Origin of the sequence: Peribacillus sp. FSL R5-0717, assembly GCF_038002945.1 — a bacterium.
Taxonomy (GTDB): domain Bacteria; phylum Bacillota; class Bacilli; order Bacillales; family DSM-1321; genus Peribacillus; species Peribacillus frigoritolerans.
In genome coordinates this window covers 4,275,308-4,300,619 of sequence record NZ_JBBOOF010000001.1, presented here as the reverse complement: position 1 = coordinate 4,300,619, position 25,312 = coordinate 4,275,308, and the positions used below count along the sequence as shown (strand labels likewise).

The window sequence follows — 25,312 nt, the reverse complement described above, 5'->3', positions numbered from 1 at the left end:
AGGTTCACCCCGTCTTAAGGGGTGAACCTTTTAACTTTTACATAAATTCAGCAACAAGCTTATCAAAGTGCGCTTGATCCAGTGTCAAATCTGATTTGTTTAGCGCTTTTTCAGCATACCCTGGCACTAATTCCTGGTACGAAGGGCGTGAAGAGTCTTGATAAATGATCCCTGTCACAAGACTGTCATGCTGCATCAAAGTCTGCATGGCCTGTTCTTTATTTGATGAATCATAGCCTTCAATCGTGTTCAATTTAGTTAAGTTTTGTTTAAACCAATCATACGTATTGATCTTATTATATGTTACGCAAGGAGAGAAAACATTGATAAAGGAGAATCCTTTATGGTTTATCCCTGCTTCAATGATCGCCGTCAGGTCTTTCAAGTCAGTGGAAAAGCTTTGGGCCACAAACGTAGCGCCAGCTGACAATGCTAATTCCATAGGTGAAACAGCCTGTTCTATTGATCCTTCTGGAGTGGATTTTGTTTTAAATCCAGCAGCTGATCTAGGAGAAGTCTGGCCTTTAGTCAATCCATAAATTTGGTTATCCATGACAATATACGTAATGTCGATATTGCGGCGGATCGCATGGATGGTGTGTCCCATCCCGATTGCAAAACCATCTCCGTCACCGCCTGAAGCTATAACGGTCAATTCACGGTTGGCCATTTTTACTCCTTGGGCAATTGGCAGTGAGCGGCCATGGATGCCGTGGAAACCATATGACTTGATGTAACCGGATATACGCCCTGAACAGCCGATACCGGAAACAACGGCCAAATTCTCCGGCTCCAATCCCACATTGGCTGCCGCACGCTGCATGGCAGCCTGAACGGAGAAATCTCCGCAGCCAGGACACCAGTTTGGTTTTACATCATTCCGAAATTCTTTAAACGTTGCCATATTCGAACATCTCCTTGCATTGTGTGTGAATTTCATGCGGGAGGAATGGGTTGCCATCATATTTTAGGATGCTTTTTATTTTATTAACATGTCCGACATTCATCTTGATAATATTAGCCAATTGTCCAGTCGCATTATTTTCAATAACTACTACTTTCTTAGCACTTTGCACCAATGAAAGGACTTCATCAGCTGGGAAAGGATGAATCAAGCGGATTTGCGCATGATTCACTTTCATTCCGTCCGTTTCTAAACGGCCGATCGCTTCATCAATCGTCCCGCGTGTTGAGTTAAAACCAAGAATTAATAAATCCGCTTCTTCATGCGGTGTGTTTTTGTATACTGGTGTTTGGAATGTGTTAGTTAAATTATTCAGCTTACGCATCCGTTTATCCATTTGCAATTTGCGATTCAAGGCCGTCTCGGAAGGTCTGCCCGTTTCATCATGTTCAACACCCGTAACATGGTGAATTCCATTTTTCATACCAGGCACTACCCGTGGTGAGACTCCGTCTTCCGTTACTTCATAACGCTTGAAGTAAGATTTGTTTTCTGGCTCTTCAATTTCAAAGTCAACCAATTTTCCGCGTCTTATCTCCACTTTGCCGTAATCAAGCGGCTGAACCGTCTGTTTACCTAATGATAGCTGTAAGTCGGATAAAACGATAACCGGACATTGATATTCCTCTGCAAGGTTGAATGCTTCTGCCGTATCATAAAAAGCTTCCTCAACAGTACTCGGAGCCATGACGATTTTAGGTATTTCACCATGTGTACCATAAATCATGGCCATTAAATCGGATTGCTCCTGTTTTGTAGGAAGTCCCGTAGATGGACCGCCACGTTGAGTATCGACGATGACAATTGGCGTTTCGGTAATGCCCGCTAAACCTATCGCCTCCATTTTCAAGGAAAGCCCAGGTCCAGCTGAAGCTGTGATGGCACGTACACCGCCATAGTTCGCACCGATAGCCATTGTGGCTGCCGCGATTTCATCTTCAGTCTGTATGACCGTCCCGCCAAATTGAGGAAGTTTCTTAATTAAGTATTCCATGATTTCCGAAGCCGGAGTAATCGGGTAAGCTGCCATGAAGCGGCAACCTCCTGCAACTGCGCCTAAAGCGATAGCATCGTTTCCGATCATGAACATTCGTTTCTGGCCGTCTGCCTTTTCCAGCTCCATCGCGCCCAGTTTTTCTCCAAGCAACACTTCCATTGCCTTATAGCCGGCAGTAATGGCATCCATATTCTTCTTAACGATTTCTTCACCTTTACGGCCGAATATTTCATCAACCACATCGTTGAATACGGAAATTTCCATTCCGAGAACAGCACATGTTGCACCGATGGCAACCATATTTTTCATTAATGATGTTCCTAATTCGGCTGCTATTTCCGTAAAAGGAACAATATATAATTCTGCCTTTGTATCTTCTGGGCAGACAGGTTTGAATTTTGCATCTGCAATTATGATGCCACCCTCATGTAATTCTTTATAATTGACGTCAATTGTTTCTTGGTCAAAAGCAACTAAGATGTCTAAATCATCAGAGATAGCACGAGTTTCCGTAGTACTTACACGAATTTTGTTATTCGTGTGTCCACCCTTGATTCGGGATGAGAAATGACGGTAGCCATACAAGTAATAACCTAAGCGATTGAGGGCAATACAGAATATTTCTCCTGTACTTTCAATACCTTCACCTTGTTGTCCGCCAACTTTCCATGAAAGTTGATTGATCATGTCTTACACTCCTTTAGGACGTTCGTATATAAATGCATTTAACCGCACCTCTCTTAGAACATTCAACTATGTATAATTATCGTTCTAATTTAGGAAAGGTGTACTAAACGCTTTCAATTCTATCGGTTAAATCATCAAATTGCAACCTTTTTGCTTTTATTTTTTATATTTTCAGAATATTTATTCATATCTATATAGTAAGAATTGAAAATCACTTAAGATATTTCCTTTTCAAGCGGAAAATTACGAGTGAAATTATCAAAAAGGAGACCTTTTACAAACTCACTGGAATAAAGCCTGTTCAATTCATTTATTAAGTTATGATAATCCTTATATGACGTTAAATTCTCTACCATATGATCGATTCCATCGAAGTCGGACCCTAATCCAATTTGTCTTTCCCCGCCCAAACTGCATATATGCTCTATATGTTTCAAGATATCCTTTATCGTAACCGGGCCATTTGCTAGAAATTGCGGGACAAAGGTTACGCCGATCACCCCATTTTTCTGTAAAAGGGCTTTTATCTGCCCGTCCTTTAAATTTCGCGGATGCGGACAAAGCTGATAAGCATTCGAATGGGAGGCGATCGGGAATTTCGCCAACTTTAGGGTGTCCCAAAATCCAGCTTCAGATAAATGGGATAAATCACACCAAATTGACTTCTCATTCAGTAGCGCGACCACTTCCGTTCCAAACCCTGTCAAGCCTCCCCCTCTTGTTTCCAATGCCCCATCCGCTACCAAGTTAGCGTGATTCCAAGTCAAACCTACGGAGGATACTCCAAGATGAATAAGGGTTTTCAGTTTCAATAAATCATTCCCAATGCAATCGCACCCCTCCAAAGTTAGCATTGCACCGATTTCCTTTTCTTTTAAAGATTCGATATCTGCCTTGGTCTTTATAAATTTCATTTCCGGCTCCGACAAAATCTTTTCATGAAAAATATCCACCATCGCCAAAGCCGCTTGAAATCTCATATCAGGGTGGACTTTTTCAGGTATATATATGGCAAAACATTGGACTTTTCCACCTTCGTCCAATAAACCCCGCTTTGTTATATGTAATTTTTCACTATTTGTAAAAGAAATATCCGGATCGATGAACATCTTCATCAGCACATCACAATGTGCATCAAAAATCTCCAATGTAATCCCCCTTCCTGTACTTTTTTATGATTATATATACCATTATAAGGCGACACGGGCCTTTCGTCATTTGGAAGTCACGACAAAAAAGTGCCTGCTCGCCATCCGACAAACAGGACACCCAACTTGCAATTATCTTGGTTCAATGATTAGTTTTATTGCCGTTCTCTCTTCGCCATCAATAAGTATATCTGTAAAGGCAGGAATACAAATCAAGTCAACTCCACTAGGTGCGACAAACCCTCTTGCGATTGCTACTGCCTTGACGGCTTGATTTAACGCACCTGCACCGATTGCTTGAATTTCGGCTGCTCCTCTTTCCCTGAGCACTCCCGCTAGTGCGCCTGCTACAGAATTAGGATTAGATTTTGCTGAAACTTTTAATATTTCCATTCCTAGTCCTCCTTGTTTTCCCTGCCGATTCTAACTTGGCTCAATAGTTATAACACTTTCCACTGCTACTATATTCATCAAGTAAAACTTGTATGACAAAGAAAACCGGGATTGTACACCATTTATTAAAGAATGTAAAAACGGATGGCAGTTTGACTGTCCATCCGTTCGAATCAATGGTAAAAGGGATGATCTTCGTTAATCAGGATCCTTTCTATCTTCTTTGCCTTGCCAGTTTTCTCATCAATTTCAAGGAGAACCCCGCTTAATAGGGTCCGTCCCTCTTTTGGGACTTCGAAACGAACTGGAAGGCTGGTCAGGAACCGATGGATGACTGCCTCTCTTTCCATACCAAGGATGGCATCATATGGTCCTGTCATGCCTACATCTGATATGTAAGCGGTGCCTGCAGGTAATATACGGTTATCTGCTGTCTGGACGTGTGTGTGTGTACCAACGACTGCTGTAACCTTACCATCCAGGAACCAACCCATGGCTTGCTTTTCACTTGTCGCTTCACCATGAAAATCGACAAAGATGATCGGTGTCTTTTTTCGAGCCTCCGCCACTAGTTCTTCCGCCTTTTTGAACGGACAGTCCAAATCCGGCATGAACGTTCTCGCTTGCAAATTGATGACCGCTATTTCATGCTGGTTAAATTTTAAAAATTTCATACCTTCTCCGGGTACCCCGTCTGGAAAGTTTGCTGGACGGACAAGATATTTCGCTTCATCAATAAAGTTGAAAATATCACGATTATCCCATGTATGGTTTCCCATGGTCACTGCCTGCGCTCCCCACTCTAAAAAACCGCGGTAAATCTTTTCTGTAATCCCCCGGCCACTTGCTGCATTCTCGCCATTGATGACCGTGATATGCGGACGATACTTTTCTTTTAACTTAGGAAGGTATTCTTGGATCATGTCACGACCTGGAGATCCCACTACATCCCCTATAAATAGCAATTTCATTGTAAAACCCTTTCTGGATTCACCTGATTATATGAATTATTCAAGTATGTATTGTAACATAATTGGGGGTAATTATAAGAATTATGCTTAACGATTCATATCGGAAAAAGAAAAAACGAAGCGGTTTGCACCACTTCGTCTTTCACTAACAATTATTTGGCATATTCGACTGCTCTTGTTTCACGGATGACGGTGACTTTTATATGACCTGGGTAATCGAGCTCTTCTTCAATCCTTTTCCGGATATCACGTGCGAGTCGATGTGCCGAAAGGTCATCGATTTGTTCTGGTTTCACTAGAATCCGCACTTCTCGTCCGGCTTGAATCGCAAAGGATTTCTCCACTCCATCATAGGACTCGGAAATTTCCTCAAGCTTTTCAAGTCTTCTAATGTAATTTTCAAGCGTTTCACTTCTTGCTCCCGGTCTTGCAGCTGATAATGCATCTGCGGCAGCCACAAGCACTGAAATAATGGAAGTTGGTTCCGTATCGCCATGATGTGAAGCGATGCTGTTAATGACAGTTGGATGCTCTTTATATTTGGTTGCTAATTCAACGCCAATTTCAACGTGACTGCCTTCCACTTCATGATCGATCGCTTTCCCAATATCATGCAATAAACCTGCACGGCGAGCAAGAACTTCATCCTCACCGAGCTCAGCGGCCAGTAAACCTGAAAGCTGGGCCACTTCAATTGAATGTTTAAGTACGTTTTGCCCATAACTGGTACGGAATTTCAAACGTCCTAGTATTTTGATGAGATCTGGATGGAGACCGTGAACTCCAACTTCAAAAGTAGTCTGTTCACCAATTTCACGAATATGTTCATCTACCTCACGTCTTGCTTTGTCAACCATTTCTTCAATGCGAGCCGGATGGATCCGTCCGTCCTGAACAAGTTTCTCAAGAGCCAAGCGTGCCGTTTCCCGTCTAATTGGATCGAATCCAGATAAAATGACAGCTTCAGGAGTATCATCAATAATAAGGTCAATACCTGTTAGCGTTTCTAACGTCCGGATATTTCGTCCTTCACGTCCGATTATCCGTCCTTTCATTTCATCGTTTGGAAGATTTACTACAGAAACGGTGGTCTCTGCAACATGATCAGCCGCACAACGCTGAATGGCAAGAGAAAGGACTTCTTTTGCTTTTTTATCAGCTTCTTCTTTGGCACGGGTATCACTTTCTTTAATCATAAGCGCTACATCGTGAGCAAGCTCGTTTTCCATTCGGTCTATAATGATTGCTTTAGCCTCTTCACGAGTTAAACCGGAAACACGTTCAAGCTCTGTTTGCTGCTTACGAACCATCTCTTCCACTTTGCTTTCCATCTCTTCAATATGCTGTTGTCTTTGGTTTAGAGAATCTTCTTTTTTCTCCAAAAGGCTCTCACGTTTGTCTAACGTTTCATCCTTACGGTCCAGATTCTCTTCTCTTTGCAATAACCGATTTTCTTGTTTTTGTAATTCGTTCCTTCTTTCACGGGCTTCCCGATCCGAATCGGCACGAACTTTATGAATTTCATCTTTTGCTTCCAACAAGGCTTCTTTCTTAAGTGCTTCCGCTTCACGTTTTGCATCCTCAAGGATGTGTTCTGCAGAGCCCTTTGCCCCTGCTATTCTACTCTCAAATTTTGATTTGTGAATAAAATAACCAACAACTGCACCGACGATTAGGCCAAGCAAAGTGAAGATGATTGTCATGGGTTCCATCGTTTCACCTCCCCTTGCTATGAACTTTTTACATAAAATGTTGAACTGTCGGCAAGTACATTGCACATAAATTCAATATACAGCACTTAATTTTCAAAATTTTAGTTTGAAAAATTGTAAAATATACATATTAATTGTATAGTTGAGAATTTTTATTGTCAAGCGTTTGTCCCTTATGTATCAATGTTTATTCAAGTTTTCTTAATATCAACCATCATAATGTACAGCATTCATTATGGAAGCAGTCTGTAAATCTGATTACAATGCCATTTAATCCACTGAAAATTTCGCATTTTTCTTAAAATATACATAAAAGGCCTAAGCGAATAAGCTTAGGCCTTTCCAAATATCATTAATCAAGCAATTCAAAATGCTCTTCTGTTTCATTTTCTTCTGGTGGTAATTCATGCTCTCCATCAAGATTATAGTGATCTCTGATTTTCTGAGAAATTTCCTGAGCGATGTCCTGATTTTCTTTCAAGAACAGCTTCGCATTTTCACGGCCTTGTCCGACACGCTCTTCATTGTATGAATACCATGAGCCGCTTTTAAGGACGATATCAAGGTCTGCACCCATATCGATGATTTCACCTTCCTGTGAAATCCCTTGACCATACATGATGTCAACTTCTGCTTGGCGGAATGGTGGAGCAACCTTGTTTTTTACAACTTTGATTTTCGTTTTATTACCCACGATTTCATTACCTTGTTTTAATTGCTCCGCACGGCGCACTTCCAGACGAACAGTTGAATAGAACTTCAATGCCCGGCCACCCGGAGTCGTTTCTGGATTCCCAAACATAACACCGATTTTTTCACGGACTTGGTTAATGAAAATGGCAATGGTATTTGATTTATTAATGGAACCAGACAGTTTTCTAAGTGCCTGAGACATCATCCGGGCTTGGAGACCCATATGGGAATCTCCCATTTCGCCTTCGATTTCAGCTTTTGGTACAAGTGCCGCCACCGAGTCAATGACAATGATATCTACCGCTCCGCTTCGAACTAACGCTTCAGCGATCTCTAAGGCTTGTTCACCCGTATCAGGCTGTGAAAGCAGTAACTCATCGATATTCACACCAAGTTTTTCTGAATATGCTGGATCTAAAGCATGCTCGGCATCAATGAATGCAGCCGTCCCGCCAGTCTTTTGTACCTCTGCAATGGCATGTAATGCTACAGTCGTTTTACCGGAGCTTTCAGGTCCATATATCTCAATGACCCGGCCTCTTGGATATCCGCCTACTCCCAACGCTACGTCCAATGCTAAAGAACCGCTTGAGATCGTTGAAATCCTACGATCAGTCTGTTCCCCAAGTTTCATAATCGAACCTTTACCAAATTGTTTCTCAATTTGTTTTAACGCCATATCTAAAGCCGCTTGACGATCACTCACTTAATTTCCTCCTCTATATTCAACTAATCGGCTGTCCGATTAAAGGTGTACTTACGTTAGCAATTATTTGAGTTCAAGGTTTGTACCCTGTCTCAAAACCTATCTTTACTATATACTCTTTTTACTATTTTGCCAAGCAAAAAGTCGAACATTCATTCGTTTTTTTCTTTCGGGATATTCTTTGTAAAAATGCGTTTTAGCTTAAGGAAATTTCCATTTCGCTTCACTTACTCCCTAAAAAATACATTTTTATTGAATTAACTTTTTTCTTTTTCCCCTATTTTTCAAGAAACAAACTTCTAAAACCAAATAAAAAGCAGAGCTGTATTAAAGCTCTGCTTATGGCGTTTATAAATCCCTTAATAGGTAATGACAGCCGTATTTCACACTCCGAATACGGTTTTGCGCCCTGCTACCGGAAAGATTCAACTCCTTGAAATGAGTGTTTCCATCGCGATAGGAAATGCCAATAAATACTGTACCAACAGGCTTGCCTTCTTGTTCATCCGGCCCTGCAACACCCGTAAAGCTTATGCCTACATCCGCATCGAGCTTACTCCGGACATTAGAGGCCATTTCCATTGCACACTCACCGCTGACCACCCCATACTCAGATATGGTATCATCACTGACGCCGAGGACATTGGACTTCGCATCATTCGTATAGCAGACCATTCCGCCCTTAAAGACTTTACCGGCGCCCGGGATGGTTGTCAGCTGTTCTTGGAACATCCCCCCGGTCAAGCTTTCAGCTGCCGCGATTGAAAGCTTGCGGACCGTTAATTCTTTTACAAGTTCCTTTATTAGCGAAGTATTATCACTTCCATAATGGAACTTGCCGACCCTGCCAAGAATTTCTTTTTCCGTTTCTAAAATAAGTTCTTCGCATTTTTCTTTGGAAGGGCCTTTGGCGGTGATCCTTAACGTCACTTCCCCTTCGGCTGCCAGCGGAGCGATTGTCGGATTCGTTTGATTGACAAGGAGATCTTCAATCACCGTTTCCAGTTCGGCTTCACCTATACCGTAGAACCGTAAAACCTTGGAATCGATCCGTTCATGCTTTTCCAATTTATTCATGATCTTTTCATAACCATAACTTAAAAACATCGGCTCCATTTCACTTGGTGGACCAGGCAGGAGCATATATGTAATCCCGGATTTGGACAAAACCATTCCTGGGGCCATGCCATGATCGTTTGCCAACACTTCACTGCCTTCTAAGACAAGGGCCTGCTTTTTGTTGTTTTCCGTCATCGGCCGTTCCCGTTTTTGGAAGTAAGCTTCAATGGATTGCAAAGCTTCATCATTAAAAACGAGCTTTTTCCCGATATGGCGAGCAATCGTTTCTTTCGTTAAGTCATCTTTGGTAGGACCAAGCCCACCGGTAAAAACAATCAAGTTCGCCCTCGATTCAGCGATTTCTATAGCTTGTTGTAATCGGCGGTCGTTATCCCCGACCACAGTATGGTAAAAAACGTTGATCCCCATTTCCGCAAACTGCTGCGATAAGAATCTTCCATTAGTGTTATTGATTTGACCTAAAAGAAGCTCTGAGCCCACTGCAATGATTTCTGCATCCATCTTTTCAAAACCACCATTCGTTTTACTTTGAATTAACAAATACTTCTTTGTTTTTTATAAAATAATCCAAACCTGACCAGATTGTAAAGATTAATGCAATCCATAATGCGATATTGGCAAATGGAAGTGAAAAGAGGGCAAATGGAAGGTTATGCAGCAATAAAGCCGAAATAGAAACAATTTGTGCCCATGTTTTAATTTTACCTAGCTGGTTCGCTGCAACCACTTCCCCTGTACCCGCTAACACCAAACGCAATCCAGTGACTGCAAACTCGCGACTTATGATCACGATGGCAATCCAAGATTGGCCGTACATTAAATCCAGATCAACCAAAACGATTAAGGCAGCCGAAACAAGAAGTTTATCTGCCAATGGATCTAAAAATTTCCCTAAATCAGTAATCATATTATATTTTCTGGCAAAATGGCCATCGATCCAATCCGTAGTGGAAGCAATTATAAAGAGGATGGCTCCAGCCAGGTGTGCCACTGGCAAACTGTATTCTCCCCAAGTCAGAGTCCCCCATGAAAAAGGAACGAGCATGATGATTAAAAATACTGGTATTAAACAGATTCTTGCTACTGTAATCTTATTAGGCAGATTCAAAACTTTTACCTCCAAAATTTACGCCTGCCATTCGGGCCTGCGTCTTAGATCTAAAATAATGCTTATATGTATAATTTAACTCAAAATCCAATCTTATATGCCGAGTGGACCATTTCCCGCCGCCTTACCATTAAATAGAGCAAAAATAGTCATCTATAAGATGACTATTCGGCTTTCGTAAATTGTATCGTAACCAATTGCGTATTCACTTCAGTCGGTGAAATGGAATACTCCAGCTTCTCATCATTCACATAAATCTCTGTTTCATATGCCCTGCCTATATTGATGACAGCTTCTTTTTCATTGGTGAAATCAATTTCCTGACTTTTGTCCTTTTCGATAGTGCCTTGGAAAAGTAATTTACCTTCACCATTTTTTATGCCGACCCATGGTGAGCCTTTGGAGGTCACCTTTAATTTAAAAGTATCGGTATTTTTTAATTCATACGTACTATTTTTACCGCTGGAACTTGTGACGGCAAGATTTTGCTCTTTCTCTTCATCTTTGACTGCTGTATCATCTTCATTCTTCTTTTCAGATGAATCTGATTTTTCTTCATTCTGTTTTTGGTCTGCATTCTCTTCTTCTTTGTTAAACTCTTCACTTTTATTGTAACCCACGGCATCGCTTTGTTTCGCGTCCTTTTTGTCCTCGTTATCCGGATTACTCATATAGTTCAATACCAGAACCCAAATCAATACGGCCGCACCAATGACTAAAACCGCAGCCAAGATCTTCGGTAACAATTCCACAACCTTTGAATCTCCTGCCGGAATGGTTTTCCGGGATTGGACCCGTGAAAGCTGTTCTGGCAATTCCTCACTATAGACCGATGGTATTTCACTCTTATATTGTTCGAAAATCTCTTCTGAATCCAGTCCGACCGCTTCACAATATTGCTTTATGAATGCCCGTACATAGAACTTTCCTGGCATCATACTGTAATTTCCCTCTTCAATGCCAATGAGGTAACGCTTTTGGATCTTCGTTAATTCCTGCAAATCTTCTAGGCTAAGACCTTTGGCTTCCCTAGCTTCCTTTAATCGATTACCCAACTCAGTCAAATAAAACACCTGCCATTTTAAAAGTCAAAGGAACCAAAATCGGACCCTGAAAACTGGTCTTTTTGGTCGACAACTTCATATGTTATTTCTTCTTCAGGATTGTTTCGCAATTCAATAATATAATCAAAGTCTTCGAGGGTATACTCCGTATTTTGGACAAAAACATCCGGATGTTCGATTACTTTGACAGCATCAAGCCTCATTATTTCACGAATCAACTGCCAATGACGTTCATTTGCACGGCGAGTGGAAACAATTCCATCTAAAATGAACAAATTATCATTATTATATTCATCCTCAATAAGCTGGCTGCGGATAGTCTGCTTTAAAAGGGTCGAGGACACAAACAACCATCTCTTATTAGCACAAACACTCGATGCCACGATAGATTCAGTTTTTCCGACACGGGGCATCCCTCGGATCCCGATCAATTTATGACCTTCCTGTTTAAATAGCTCGGCCAGGAAATCGACAAGCAAGCCTAGTTCATCACGAACAAACCTAAAAGTGTTTTTCTCATCGGCATCGCGCTGAATATAGCGTCCATGCCTGACTGCGAGGCGATCACGTAATTTAGGTTCCCTAAGCTTAATGACCTTTATCGTATCCATCGTACGGAGAATTGACTCGAATCTTTCTATATTACGGCTGTCTTTGGCCAACAAAAGTAACCCACGCCTGCCTTCATCGACCCCGTTAATGGTGATGATATTAATGGAAAGCATACCCAGAAGGGATGAAATATCCCCTAATAAACCAGGACGGTTGACTTGAATTTCATATTCAAAATACCATTCTTTATTATCCACGATAACACTCCTTAAGCCTAAAAGCTTTTACCCTAATCATGGGCAAAAAACTTATCCATCGTAAATTTCAAGGTCTGAACACTTTAATATTAATTGTCTAGCTTCTATAATATAGCATTTCGTGATAAGTTAAAAGGAAAAACCCTATAAAAGTATTCATTTTTATATAAGAGGACAAATAGTCATCCCCCTCGAATCCAAAAGGCCCTGTTAATTAATAACAGGGCCTTTTGGATTGATATTTTTACTTCGTTCCATTGTTCTCGACTAACTTGACCATGACACTTGCCATGGCATGTTTTTCTTGATCGCTTGCCACTGACCAAAGATCAGCAAGCACTTTCTCTTGATCATTCTGGGGCTCAACCTGATTAGCTAGGTAATCACCGATTTCGTAAGCCAAGTTGTTAACAGCGCCTTCTGACAAGCCTTGTTGTTCACCTTGATGTAATCTGTCGCCTAAGAAGTTTTTCCATTGATCCCAATTGTCCAGTACAGACATGAATGGTCACCCTTTCCTTCAAAATAGTACAAAGATATTTTGTGAAGAAATTGAGGAAATTATACATGTCTTTTAAAAAAATCATGTGTACCATCCGCCATTTACGCCTAAAATCTGCCCGGTTATATAGGACGACTTGTCGGAAAGCAAATAGTATACGGCCTCCGCGACTTCTTTGGAATGCCCCATCCTGCCCATCGGGATATCCCCTTTGATGATTTCCAGATCTTCTGCACTGAAAGATTCGAGCATGGAAGTGGAAATCGCACCGGGGGCAACGGCATTCACCCGGATTCCATTAAGCGATACTTCTTTGCTAAGCGCCTTGATAAAAGCATTTTGACTGCCTTTGACCATTGAATATAATACTTCACAAGATGCACCTGTCTGCCCCCAAATTGATGTGACGGCAACGATGGCAGCCTGTTCTTGGTACATAAGCTTTGGAAGCAGTTCCTTTGTTAATTGGAAAGGGCTCGTTACATGCAGCTGAACCATTTCAGTAACGATAGTCTCATCCATATCAGATATAAGCCCATAATAGCTATTGCCACTATTAAGGACGATTGCATGAAGGGCAAAAATATTTTCCGCCAATTTCTTATAGCCGTCCGGTGCAGCCAAATCCGCTTGTATCGGAATAAGTTCGACTTGATGAGGCTTCAGTTCTTCAATCAGGGCAAGTATCGCTTCTTCATTGCTGTTATAATGTAAATAAAGTGAGTAATTCTCCTCGGCGAGCTTTATAGCGATTTCCCTGCCGATTCCTCCACTGGCTCCTGTAATAAGGGCAAAACGTTTCCCCACTTTCACGCCCCCTTTATATTATTTCGGAAGTACCTGACAGACTGTCATCCGTTCATCGGATATTAAGTCCTTGGCGACCTCCCTGATATCTTCGATAGTTAGTTTTTCCAATACCGATACAACATCGAACAAGTTCATATCATTGAATGCATATCTGGTGAATTGATTCGCTATATATTCCGGCGAATTCAAGGAACGAAGGAAAGAACCGATTTTTTTCTTGATAGTCCTTTGCAGGCTTTCTTCATTCAGGCCGGTTCCGGCTTTTGATTTTTGCAGGATACCGAATAAAGACTCCATCAACTCATCAGGTTTGGCACTGTCCCCGCCAATTAACGCAAACCCAAAACCTTGTTCCTGTGTGTAATCATATGAGAAGCTTTGATCGATCAACCCTTCCTCATACAGCTCCTCATGCAAAGGCGAACTTTTGCCAAACAGCATTTCCAAATAAATATTGGTCGCCAATTCCCTTTTCAAAAGCTGTAAACCGGATTGGTTTACATTGATGGCCTTGATGCCCAGCATCACTTTTGGTGTCTGGACATTCATCCTTAAGACTTCCTTATCCTTGGCAACGATTTCCGGCTCTTCGTCAAATTTACGTTCCACTGCTGGTTGTTCGTTGTACCCTTTATCATTTTGGTTATCCCGAATCAGTTTCATGGTACTTTCGACATCTACCGGTCCTACAACAAATAGGAGCATGTTGCTAGGATGGTAAAACGTATTATAACATTCATAAAGCATATCTTTCGTAATACCTGCAATCGATTCCACAGTACCGGCAATATCGATTTTCACTGGATGCTGATGATACATATTGGCAATCGTCCCAAAATATAACCGCCAGTCTGAATTATCATCATACATGTTGATTTCCTGCCCAATGATTCCTTTTTCCTTTTCTACCGTCTTTTCCGAAAAGTAAGGATCCTGGACAAAGTCAATTAAGGTAGTAAGATTCCTCTCGAAATCAGACGTGCTGGAAAATAAATAAGCTGTACGGGTGAAAGAGGTAAAGGCATTTGCAGATGCTCCCTGCTTTGAAAATTGCTGAAAAACATCACCATCTTCCTTTTCAAAGAGCTTATGTTCAAGAAAATGGGCAATCCCATCTGGTACTTTAGAGAATTCCGTTTCATTCAATGGTTTGAAATGGTTGTCGATTGAACCATAATTCGTCGTGAAAGTCGCAAATGATTTATTGAACCCGCTTTTCGGAAGAATATATACTTCGAGACCATTATCCATTTTTTCATGGAAAAGCTCTTCTTTCAATTGAGTGAATGCTATTTTTTCCATTACCCTTGCACCTCCGCTTCCGTTAGGAAATAAATCGTATCAAGCTGGATCTTTTGACCAACTGCAATGATTTCTTCCTTTGTCGTCCGCTCTGTTTTTGTAAACCACTCGTCGAGTGATATATCCTGCCCGGAAATCACATTATGATATAAAATTTCCACAAGCCCTCTCGAAACGTCAATGGTTTCAAGGAGCTGGTTCTTAACGACCGCCTTTGTCTGTGCAAGTTCTTCATCGGAAAAGTTACCTTGCTTCATTTCCTTCATTTGTGCATGAATGATATCCAATGCCTGCTTGTAGTTGGCATTTTCAATGCCGGCCATGACCATCAATAGTCCTTTATGACTTTCAAGCCTTGAAGCTGCATAATAAGCAAGGCTGGCTTTCTCCCTGACATTAATGAAAAGTTTTGAATGTGAAAAGCCACCAAAAATCCCATTGAAAAGCTGAAGAGCATAATAATCCGGATCACCGTATGCAACTTGGGTTCGATAACCTATATTCAATTTCCCTTGTTTCACATCCGAATTCTCGATGATTTCTTTTTCCTTCTCCACTGCCTTGCCCGTATCCCTCGGCAGTCTAACAGGCTCACGTTCTTGCAACGACACATACTTGTCAGCCAGTGCCTCCACTTCCGATCCATCGATGTCGCCGATTACATATAAATCGATTTCATCTTCCGACAGCATTTTTTTATAGTAGGCGAATAGGGACTCTGGAGTTATCGTTTCCAAGTCTTGAAGATTACCGCTCGCTTCTAAAGCATATGGTTCGTTTTTGCACATTTCCTCTACTAGACGTGTAGCTGAATATCGCATTTTGTCATCGGAAATGGATTGAATCCGCTGTTTTAAGGAACGGATTTCATTGGAAACCGTTTTAGAGTCAAAGGCTTCGCCGTTTTTCTTCGGATTGAAGATCACCTCTGATAATAACCCAAAAGCCTTTTCGAGAAGCGGGGTTGAATCACTAAGGAATTTTTCATTGACGATATCAATCGTAAAACTTATGATTTGATATTCTCCTTTTTTAGCTACATCGACATAAAACCCTGCTCCATATAAATCATCAAGATAAGATCGAAGCTCGGGTGTTGTAGGATATTTACTTGTATTGCTTTGTAACACATATGGCAGCAGTGCACGATATGTAACGTCCTCTTTTGTCAAAGCGGCCTTCATCTTCAGCACGAGAGTATTCGTTTTATATTTATCCGTCCGGACCACATGAAGCTTGTAGCCGCTTTTTTCCGTAATTGTATCGGAAGCAATAGACATGAATAATCCTCCTCATTATATAAATCACCTTTATTAGCTTATTGTTTGTAGTTTGGAACCCTTTTAAACATCTACTTAAAATATACATGTGAAAGGAAAAATCATGCAAGTTACAGCTACTTTTTTTGGTTTTTCACCAGCTCACCATCATTTATGGCTCAATCTCTAAAGAAAAAACCGGCCAGCACAGTTTGCTGACCGGTTAGACACTTATCTTTTCCCTTTGATGTATGGCTGTCCGGATGCTTTTGGAGCATCAGCACGTCCAATGAAACCAGTTAGCGCAATGATCGTCAGAACATATGGAGCGATCAAGAGGTAAACTGATGGAATATCCTTGAAGAAGGGAAGGCTCGACCCAACGATACTTAAACTTTGAGCCAAACCAAAGAATAAAGCTGCTCCCATTGCCCCGATCGGGTGCCACTTACCAAAAATCATGGCGGCAATGGCCATGAAACCTTGACCATTAATTGTCGCATGATTGAATTCATTTGAAAAGATGGTAGCATAAATCGCTCCGCCGATCCCTCCAAAAGCACCTGATAATAAAACGGCGGCATATCGGATTTTCGTAACATTGACACCCATCGTATCAGCAGCCATGGGATGTTCTCCCACTGCACGAATTCTTAACCCGAATGGTGTTTTATAAAGAACATACCAAACGACAAAAGATATGAGAATCGCTATATATACGATGTAATAACCATTTGCGAAAAAGATGGGCCCAATAAATGGAATATCACTTAATAATGGAACATCAATCCTTGGGAATGTTTCTGTGATTCTATCAGTTTGACCTTTGTCAAAAATCAGCTTCACCAAAAACATGGTCAGACCTACTGCCAACAAGTTGATGGCTACCCCACTAACCGTTTGGTCCGCCCTGAACGTAATGCATGCCACAGCGTGCAGAATGGAAAACAGCAGGCCGGCAATCATTGCCGCTAAGACTGCGAGCCAAGGAGTCCATTCCCCAAATACATCAGCAAACATTAAGTTAAAAACAATCCCTGTAAAGGCACCAATGACCATCAAACCTTCTAAACCGATGTTTATGACACCAGCCCGTTCAGAAAACACTCCTCCGAGTGAAGTAAAAATAAGTGGAGCAGCTAGAGCTATCATAGATGGAATAATAATTTGTAATACTTGGAAAAAATCCACTTATTTCACCCCATTCTTAAATCGAGCGGCAATCCAACGAATAAAATAACTGGATGCTACGAAGAAAATGATCAATGCTATGACAATATCCACAATTTCACTAGGTATTCCGGTTTCTAGCGGCATATTTAAGGCCCCGGCTTTCAGTCCCCCAAATAATAAGGCTGCAAGCACAACACCAATAGCCGTATTCGCCCCTAATAAGGCTACTGCAATCCCATCAAAGCCCATACCTGTGAACCCGCCTTTGACCGCGGCATAACCGAAAGTTCCAAGGCCTTCCATCGCACCCGCAAGTCCTGCAAAAGCACCTGAAATAACCATGGAAAGTATGATGTTCTTATTGACACTCATCCCTGCATACTCGGACGCGTGCTGATTGAAACCTACCGCTTTCAGTTCAAAGCCGGTTTTGGTCCTTTCAAGCAGGAACCACATGATGATTACGCAAATAATCGCTACCACTATTCCCCAATGCATCCGGGAAAAATCCGTAATGCTTTCAAAAAAAGGAGACCGCAGTGATGCTGTATCAGCAATTCTTTCCGTTTTATCCAGCTTGTCAGTCATTACATTCCTAATTAAATAATTCGTCACATATAAAGCTGTATAATTCAACATGATGGAAACGATTACTTCATGTACACGGAACTTAGCTTTTAAATAACCAGGGATAAAAGCCCACAATGCCCCAGCAGCTGCACCAGCTAATATGGCCAATGGCAAATGGATGATCCTTGGAAGATCAAAAGCGATTCCGACCCAAACTGCCGCCAGCCAGCCTACAATTAATTGCCCTTCTACACCGATATTGAAAAGGCCCGTGCGAAAAGCAAAAGCCACTGCCAAACCGGCAAGGATATAAGGGATGATTGTCCTGACGGATTCCCCTACATAATAAGAATCCCCGATAATTCCATTTACCATGGAGCCATAGCCGGCAACTGGGTCATAGCCGCTTACCAACATGATTATGGCCCCAACGACTAAGCCGAGGATAACTGCTATTAACGGACTCGTTAATTTAGATAAATACTTAGACATTTTGTTTTCCACCTGCTTCCGTCCGTTTACTGCCGGCCATTAGAAGGCCAAGCTCCTGTTCAGTCGTTTCTTTCGGATCGACAATTGCGACGATTTCCCCTTCGTATATAACGGCAATCCTATCGCTCACATTCATGATTTCTTCCAATTCAAATGAAATGAGAAGTACCGCTTTTCCTGCATCACGCTGTTCAATGAGCCGTTTATGGATAAACTCGATCGCTCCTACATCAAGCCCGCGTGTTGGCTGTGCGGCAATCAATAAATCCGGGTTCCTATCAACTTCCCGGCCGATGATCGCTTTTTGCTGATTCCCGCCAGAAAGAGCCCTTGCCGGGGTATATTCACTCGGAGTCCGAACATCATAGCTTTTGATCAATGAACGGGCTTTTTCAAATATTTTCTTTGAGTTCAAGATACCGGCTTTTGAAAATGGCCTTTGATAGTAGGTTTGCAAGACAATATTTTCCCCAATGCTGTAATCGAGAACCAAGCCATGCTTATGCCTGTCTTCTGGGATATGGCCGACACCTGCTTCAGTGATTTTACGCGGCTTCAGATTTCTGATTTCTTTTCCATTTAGCATGATCGAACCAGCTGTTGTCTTCCTTAGGCCAGCCAATGCCTCAATCAGTTCGGATTGACCGTTTCCATCTACACCGGCAATACCGACAATTTCTCCTGCACGGACTGTTAAATCCAAGTTCCGAACAGCTGAAACGCCCCGGGAATCCTTGACTTCCAGTTCCTGAACCTCGAGAACTACATCCGAAGGAGTAGCGGCCGTTTTTTCCGTCTTGAATAGAACTTCCCTACCGACCATCAAGCTCGCCAATTCGTTAGGATTCGTTTCGTTGACGTTCACTGTACCAATTCCTTGCCCTTTGCGGATAACCGTTACCCGGTCACAAACCTCCATGATTTCCTTAAGTTTGTGTGTGATTAAAATGATAGATTTACCCTCTTTGATAAGGGCTTTCATAATATAAATCAATTCCTTGATTTCTTGAGGAGTCAATACAGCGGTCGGTTCATCAAAAATCAATATTTCCGCACCACGGTAAAGCGTCTTAAGAATCTCGACACGCTGCTGCATCCCTATTGAAATATCGGCAATTTTCGCATAGGGGTTAACACGAAGCTGATATTGTTCTGATAGTTTCCTAACTTCCTCGCTCGCTTCTTTTAAATCGATCTTACCCGCTTTGGATGGTTCTTTTCCTAAAATGATATTTTCCGTTACTGTAAAAGGGTCAACGAGCATAAAGTGCTGATGGACCATCCCAATTCCTAAATCATTGGCAATGTTGGGACTGGTAATCTTGACTGGCTTGCCATTCACACGGATTTCTCCCTGCTCAGGCTGGTATAAGCCGAATAAAACATTCATCAAAGTGGATTTACCCGCGCCATTTTCACCTAATAATGCGTGAATCTCCCCTTTTTTAACCTGAAGTGTAACGTTATCATTTGCGACGATGCCGGGGAATTCCTTACGGATATTAAGCATCTCAATTACATATTCCACGTATTATCAACTCCTAAAATGAGTGTAAATATTCTTAAATCATTTAATTGCTTTTACTAGCTTATTGATTTTTTTAAAAAAACCAAATGAAAAACTACGATTCTTTCATAGTTTTTCATTCGATATTTTTTCAGTTTCAAAGCGTGATTGGGAAAAGAAAGAATAGAGGGCAATTCTGCCTCCCTATTCTTTCTGGCATTACAGCTTATAAATCAAGTTTTTCGAATTCTTCATCCGTACCCGGAACGACGAATTCACCTGATTTAATTTTTTCTGTCCATTCTTCGACCGCTTTTAAAGATTCTTCTGTTACGTTATCTTTTGTTTCGGAAATGCCTACACCATTTTCTTCGATACCGTACTCAATTACTTTTCCGCCTGGGAATTTTCCTTCTTTCGCTTTCTCGGAAAGGTCTTTAACTGCCACGTCAACACGTTTTAGCATGGAAGTCAGAGTGATGTTATCGTCTGTTCCAGGAACTGCCCCCAATTTAGCTTGGTCGCTATCTACACCGATAACATAGATTTCTCTCTTAGGATCTTTTTGCTTTTGCTCTACTGCTTCAGTGAATACACCTTTTCCAGTTCCGCCAGCAGCATGATAAATGATATCGATACCTGAAGAATACATGGAGCCTGCAGTTGATTTACCGATGTCAGCTTTATTGAAATCCCCGGCATATTTAACTTCAACTTTTGCATCCGGATTTACAGATAAAACCCCAGCCTTAAAGCCAACTTCGAATTTCTTGATTAACTCAGATTCAACTCCGCCGATAAAACCGACTTTGTTTGTTTTCGTTTGCATTCCGGCAATTACACCTACTAGGAAAGAACCTTGCTGCTCTTTAAAATTAATGCTGGCTACATTCTTTTTGTCTACAACTGTATCCACGATAGCAAAGTGTGAATCCGGACGTTGGTCAGCCACTTCACCAACAGCTTCCGCTAAAAGAAAACCGATACCATAGATTAGTTGGTAATCTTCACGTACAAGCGTATTCAGGTTCTTAGCGTAATCGGCATCAGATTTAGATTGCAGGTAGTTGTAGCCATCTTTACCTTTTTCCAGACCATTATCCTTACCGAATTCCTGAATGCCCTTCCAAGCGGATTGGTTGAACGACTCGTCATCCACGCCGCCAGTATCAGTTACCATCGCAACAGTGAAGTTATCTTTGTTTTTCCCATTTGAAGATTCTTTATCATCATTCTCTGAATTACCACATGCTCCCAGTAGCGTACCGGCTGCAAGAACAAGTGAAAGAGCTAGTCCTAATTTGCGCTTTTTCAATTTTTATCCCCCTAATTTACATAGTTTTTTGAGCAGGAATGTTCTGAAAAGTCATTTATGTTTGCGTTTTCACTTCTCGTTAATTTTTTTTGCATACGTTTTGATCGACTTTTTTTGGAATCGAAACAATCGCTTGCATTCATCCGTATGCAGAGTCAAGCCCTACACACGTTTACGAAGAACATGAAAGCTGAACATATTGGCTTTAAAGTAGTTAACAGAATACAGGATAGGCTGGTCCCAATCATCCAGATGCATCTGCTTTAAAACGAGTAGCGCGGCTTCTGGCGAGCATTTAAGGATAGGAGAAACTTTCTCATGATATCCAATGGGCTCAATCTCCGCTACGGCATGCGTAATTTTCCGATGCGCATCTCTTTCCAAAATATCAAAAAGAGACTCATCATTACGGTCAAAATTTTCTGAAAGAATAGATTCAGGAATTTTGTCAATACAGTAGACGACTGGCTCCCCATTCGCTGTCCTTACTCGTTCGATGCTGACGATGCGTTCGTCTGTTGAACAAGAAAACCTGCGTATATCCTCTTCTGTAGGTTCTTGGGCCGTCGAGCTTAAGAAAATCGTACCCGGCTTCATCCCTGCCTCTTCAATCATGTTCGTGACACTTTTTAATTGCTCGATACCTGAAGTGAACCGAGGTTTCGGATTGACGAAAGTCCCAACTCCATGGCGGCGAATGATAATGTTTTCTTCTTCCAAAATTCGCAGCGCTTCTCGAAGTGTCGCCCTACTAACTCCCAATTTTTTCGCAAGATCGAATTCTGAAGGGAATTTTTCATTTTCCTGATAGACTCCAGCTTCAATATCCTGCTTCAGGTAATCAATGACCTGCAAATATAAATGTCGACTATCTGATTTTATTGACATACAGTTTCCCCCAGCTAATTTCTTAAGACATCAGACCTCTGATGTTGAATCATTCCTACTAATCGAAAATAATATAACATTTTTTTTAATATAAATAAATAGTGTTTTACTATTTACTTTAAAAGAATTTAGGAGAAATTACCCTTCCCTGTGTCTTTCAATCTAGATGTGGCCGCGGAATTTGTACGATTATTCTCCTAAATCAGATAAATTTTTAAAAAAATGCAAGATGCATGCAGCTATGTTCAAGATGCTTTTTTCCTGTATAATAGGATTTATCTTCTTTGAAGGGATGTACACAAGATGTTAAAGATTACAGAATACACAATCGAAAAATTGAATGATCCATTTGGTATTTTGTCCGGGGAACGTTACGAGTTGTTCTTGGATATTGAAGTGCCTGAAGAGGATGAGCTCTTTTCAGAAAATGGTTTATATATCCGGGTGCTTTTTGCTGTGGAAGAACAAAAAGGCAAATTGATTAAATATGATATTTTTGAAAAAGGGAACGAAGGCGCACTCGAATTCGATTTAGAAGAAGATGAAGAAGCGATGATTACCGACTTCTGCCTTAAACATTTAGACGAGGCGATGAATATTTAAAAAACCGGGCAGCTGCCCGGTTTTTTTTTAACTATGATGAATGCGCTTCATCTTGTTCATCTTTTGTAACCAATACATTTCGTGGTTTACTGCCTTCATATGGACCGACAATTCCCCTAGCTTCCATTTCATCAATCAATCTGGCTGCCCGGGTATAGCCAATCCGGAAACGGCGCTGCAGCATGGAAACGGATGCAGTCTGCATTTCTACGATCAAGGATACCGCATCCCCATATAAATCATCTTCAACTTCACCATTTGAGGTTTCTGCAATTTCATCGGGTATCATTTCTTCGTTGTATTGTGCTTTTTGCTGTGAAATGACATATGTGACAACTTCCTCGACTTCATTGTCGGATAAAAAGGCCCCTTGGACGCGGACCGGTTTTGAAGCTCCTGAAGGCAGGAAGAGCATGTCACCCCGGCCTAACAGTTTTTCGGCCCCGCCCATGTCGAGGATCGTTCTCGAATCGGTCATTGATGAGACACTAAAGGCAATCCTAGATGGGATGTTCGCTTTAATGACCCCTGTAATTACATCTACGGATGGCCGCTGAGTGGCAATTATCAAGTGGATGCCAGCAGCACGTGCCATTTGTGCAAGCCTTGTGATGGCATCCTCTACATCGTTAGAAGCGACCATCATCAAATCTGCCAGCTCATCGACAATGACCACGATATAAGGCAAGAGCGGTTGTTTGGCGTCTTCTTCAATGTTATACCGGTTAATGTAATCATTGTAGCCTTCAATATTTCGCGTACCGGAATGAGAAAATAGCTCATAGCGCCTTTCCATTTCACTGACCACTTTTTGCAGAGCCTGTGCAGCTTTCTTCGGATTGGTCACTACAGGTGCGAGTAAGTGGGGAATTCCATTATAGACATTCAACTCGACCATTTTTGGATCGATCATCATCATTTTCACTTCATGCGGTTTTGCCCGCATCAGAATACTCGTAATAATCCCATTGATACAAACGGATTTCCCGCTGCCCGTAGCACCAGCCACTAGTAAATGCGGCATTTTATTGAGCTCCGCCTTAACCGCTTCACCGGAAATATTCCGCCCTAAGCCTATTTGCAGTTTTGCGTCAGGCTTGTCAACTTCTTTGGCCTCCAAAACTTCCCTTAATGACACCATCGCCACTTCGGAGTTAGGCACTTCTATTCCGATTGCCGATTTTCCGGGAATCGGCGCTTCGATCCTAATATCCTTTGCGGCAAGTGCAAGGGCCAAGTCATCGGATAGGCTGACAATTTTACTTACCTTCACCCCTACATCCGGATGTACTTCGTATTTGGTTACGGCAGGGCCTAAATGAACTTGAGTGACCCTCGCTTTCACTCCAAAGCTATGAAAGGTGCGCTCAAGTTTTGCCGCATTTTCATGAATCAATTGGTACTCTCCGCTTTGGTCGGTTTTTTTAGGCTGCAATAACAAAGAAAGAGGCGGTAAAAGATATTCTTTATTCTCCACTTCCGTAAAATTCATAGGCGGAACGGCATCATCCTGGTCCCCTGCATTTTCAGCTGCAGTTTCCGGAACAGCGGGAATTATTTCGTTTTCGTCGCTATAGGCTTTATCAGCAAAGCTGGAAATGATCCGTTCCGTCGCCATTTCCTGTGTTTCCTCTTCTAGAGGGGCCTGATCCGTATCTTCCACCGGTTCGTTTTGCCGTTTCTTCTTTTTCACGGGATTCTTTTTCTTTTCTTTTTTGTCTTCATTCCACGTTTTCACATCATCTCTGAATGCGGACCATTGCTTTATGAAAAAGCCTCCAAGACCCCTGAAAAACTTCCCGAGGGTTTCACCTAACGTTTTCCCGGTCAATAGGACGGCACCTACAATGATAAAGAGGAATGAAACGATTTTCGATCCAGCTTCGTCGAATAAAAAGTATGAAGCGGCAAATAATATCGCTCCAATCATACCGCCCCCAAGGTCCTTTGAGCTGGCCTTGCCGGTCACTTCCATCCAGAATAGTTCCCATGTATTCGAAATGACGCTGGGCTTCGTAAATGGTCCCCCATCTGCAAGCATGTTAAACAGGGTAACATGACTTAGCAGGAGCATGCTCGCAACAAGGAAGTACATCCCGACCAATTGCCGTTTCAACAGGTACGGGACCTCTCTCTTTATCATCAAATAGAAACCAGCTGCAATTGCTCCCAACAAAAAGAGGATATACCATTCCCCCATGAAGAAGCGGATTAAAAAGACCGTCCCGTTTCCCACTGCTCCAAGCTTGGCAATGGCAATGATGGCCAAACCTATTATGGTGAGGCCAATCAATTCATATTTAAGCGTTAGTTTTAACTTCTCTGTACTATTCTTTTTTCTGCGTTTCTTCTTTGCCATAATATCACCTGATTCTTCATGAAACTATTCTAACTTTCCTATTCAACATCACTACTTGATTTCCCTTCACGAAACAAACGTTCGCTACTGATTATACCAAATAAATATGACCCTGTCCTTGATATATATACCATTCATTCTTTAGGCGGACATTTTTCCCATATAATGAATAAAAGCAGCCAAGCGGCTGCTGATTTTCA

22 protein-coding genes are annotated in these 25,312 nt (G+C 41.7%); 1 reads left to right on the top strand and 21 read right to left on the bottom strand.

All coding sequences use genetic code 11. The features are described from left to right. Positions 1-37: 37 nt before the first annotated feature. The 20 genes from NYE65_RS20790 to NYE65_RS20695 all read right to left on the bottom strand — a co-directional run bounded on the left by NYE65_RS20790 (position 38) and on the right by NYE65_RS20695 (position 22,150). Entirely contained in the window at positions 38-904 is an 867-nt protein-coding gene (locus NYE65_RS20790; RefSeq protein WP_057278380.1) for a 2-oxoacid:ferredoxin oxidoreductase subunit beta, read from the bottom strand. After that, complete coding sequence (locus NYE65_RS20785; protein WP_034313511.1) at positions 891-2,648, bottom strand: 2-oxoacid:acceptor oxidoreductase subunit alpha; 1,758 nt, start codon at positions 2,646-2,648, stop codon at positions 891-893. Before NYE65_RS20785 ends, NYE65_RS20790 begins: the two co-directional genes overlap by 14 nt. A gap of 215 nt (positions 2,649-2,863) precedes the next feature. Next, a complete protein-coding gene (locus NYE65_RS20780) occupies positions 2,864-3,796 on the bottom strand; it encodes a dipeptidase (protein ID WP_445670428.1) in 933 nt (310 codons plus the stop codon). A 132-nt stretch (positions 3,797-3,928) separates the two neighbouring features. Beyond that, positions 3,929-4,189 (bottom strand): stage V sporulation protein SpoVS, encoded by a 261-nt coding sequence (spoVS, locus tag NYE65_RS20775; protein WP_029281188.1) that lies wholly within the window; start codon positions 4,187-4,189, stop codon positions 3,929-3,931. A 173-nt stretch (positions 4,190-4,362) separates the two neighbouring features. Further along, positions 4,363-5,160 (bottom strand): TIGR00282 family metallophosphoesterase, encoded by a 798-nt coding sequence (locus tag NYE65_RS20770; RefSeq protein ID WP_328177601.1) that lies wholly within the window; start codon positions 5,158-5,160, stop codon positions 4,363-4,365. Positions 5,161-5,312: 152 nt separating this feature from the next. Continuing rightward, complete coding sequence (gene rny, locus NYE65_RS20765) at positions 5,313-6,872, bottom strand: ribonuclease Y (RefSeq protein WP_057278383.1); 1,560 nt, start codon at positions 6,870-6,872, stop codon at positions 5,313-5,315. Positions 6,873-7,224: 352 nt separating this feature from the next. Next, positions 7,225-8,271, bottom strand: a complete 1,047-nt coding sequence (gene recA / locus NYE65_RS20760) for a recombinase RecA (RefSeq protein WP_034313522.1) — start codon at positions 8,269-8,271, stop codon at positions 7,225-7,227. 348 nt (positions 8,272-8,619) lie between these two features. Further along, positions 8,620-9,852 (bottom strand): competence/damage-inducible protein A, encoded by a 1,233-nt coding sequence (locus NYE65_RS20755; protein WP_057278384.1) that lies wholly within the window; start codon positions 9,850-9,852, stop codon positions 8,620-8,622. 22 nt (positions 9,853-9,874) lie between these two features. Beyond that, complete coding sequence (gene pgsA, locus NYE65_RS20750) at positions 9,875-10,459, bottom strand: CDP-diacylglycerol--glycerol-3-phosphate 3-phosphatidyltransferase (RefSeq protein ID WP_328118717.1); 585 nt, start codon at positions 10,457-10,459, stop codon at positions 9,875-9,877. A 164-nt stretch (positions 10,460-10,623) separates the two neighbouring features. Then, positions 10,624-11,523 carry a helix-turn-helix domain-containing protein gene (locus NYE65_RS20745; RefSeq protein ID WP_057278385.1) on the bottom strand — a complete coding sequence of 300 codons (900 nt, stop codon included), beginning with the start codon at positions 11,521-11,523 and terminating at the stop codon, positions 10,624-10,626. Positions 11,524-11,540: 17 nt separating this feature from the next. After that, positions 11,541-12,332: a DUF3388 domain-containing protein gene (locus NYE65_RS20740; protein ID WP_034313530.1), complete on the bottom strand. Its 792-nt coding sequence runs from the start codon at positions 12,330-12,332 to the stop codon at positions 11,541-11,543. 244 nt (positions 12,333-12,576) lie between these two features. Next, positions 12,577-12,834, bottom strand: coding sequence for a DUF3243 domain-containing protein (locus tag NYE65_RS20735; RefSeq protein WP_034313532.1), 258 nt, complete (start codon positions 12,832-12,834; stop codon positions 12,577-12,579). Positions 12,835-12,915: 81 nt separating this feature from the next. Further along, positions 12,916-13,641, bottom strand: coding sequence for an elongation factor P 5-aminopentanone reductase (gene ymfI / locus NYE65_RS20730; protein WP_048684725.1), 726 nt, complete (start codon positions 13,639-13,641; stop codon positions 12,916-12,918). 18 nt (positions 13,642-13,659) lie between these two features. Then, the gene (yfmH, locus tag NYE65_RS20725) at positions 13,660-14,946 is read right to left on the bottom strand and encodes an EF-P 5-aminopentanol modification-associated protein YfmH (protein WP_057278387.1); all 1,287 of its coding nucleotides are present in this window, start codon (positions 14,944-14,946) and stop codon (positions 13,660-13,662) included. Then, entirely contained in the window at positions 14,946-16,226 is a 1,281-nt protein-coding gene (gene yfmF, locus NYE65_RS20720) for an EF-P 5-aminopentanol modification-associated protein YfmF (protein WP_057278388.1), read from the bottom strand. The genes yfmH and yfmF overlap by 1 nt, the downstream gene beginning before the upstream one ends. Positions 16,227-16,436: 210 nt before the next feature. Next, the gene (locus NYE65_RS20715; protein ID WP_048684941.1) at positions 16,437-17,357 is read right to left on the bottom strand and encodes an ABC transporter permease; all 921 of its coding nucleotides are present in this window, start codon (positions 17,355-17,357) and stop codon (positions 16,437-16,439) included. Between the two features lie 39 nt (positions 17,358-17,396). Continuing rightward, positions 17,397-18,440 carry an ABC transporter permease gene (locus NYE65_RS20710; RefSeq protein WP_340861547.1) on the bottom strand — a complete coding sequence of 348 codons (1,044 nt, stop codon included), beginning with the start codon at positions 18,438-18,440 and terminating at the stop codon, positions 17,397-17,399. Further along, complete coding sequence (locus NYE65_RS20705; RefSeq protein ID WP_340861546.1) at positions 18,433-19,968, bottom strand: ABC transporter ATP-binding protein; 1,536 nt, start codon at positions 19,966-19,968, stop codon at positions 18,433-18,435. Before NYE65_RS20705 ends, NYE65_RS20710 begins: the two co-directional genes overlap by 8 nt. Positions 19,969-20,173: 205 nt before the next feature. Next, positions 20,174-21,262 carry a BMP family lipoprotein gene (locus NYE65_RS20700; protein ID WP_034313552.1) on the bottom strand — a complete coding sequence of 363 codons (1,089 nt, stop codon included), beginning with the start codon at positions 21,260-21,262 and terminating at the stop codon, positions 20,174-20,176. Between the two features lie 162 nt (positions 21,263-21,424). Further along, positions 21,425-22,150, bottom strand: coding sequence for a GntR family transcriptional regulator (locus NYE65_RS20695; RefSeq protein ID WP_034313556.1), 726 nt, complete (start codon positions 22,148-22,150; stop codon positions 21,425-21,427). Positions 22,151-22,453: 303 nt separating this feature from the next. Between NYE65_RS20695 and NYE65_RS20690 the strand changes: the two genes are divergently transcribed. After that, positions 22,454-22,753, top strand: coding sequence for a DUF6509 family protein (locus tag NYE65_RS20690; protein WP_034313558.1), 300 nt, complete (start codon positions 22,454-22,456; stop codon positions 22,751-22,753). Positions 22,754-22,784: 31 nt separating this feature from the next. Here NYE65_RS20690 and NYE65_RS20685 read toward each other — a convergent pair whose 3' ends face one another. After that, positions 22,785-25,112 carry a DNA translocase FtsK gene (locus tag NYE65_RS20685; RefSeq protein ID WP_328109742.1) on the bottom strand — a complete coding sequence of 776 codons (2,328 nt, stop codon included), beginning with the start codon at positions 25,110-25,112 and terminating at the stop codon, positions 22,785-22,787. Between the last annotated feature and the right edge of the window lie 200 nt (positions 25,113-25,312).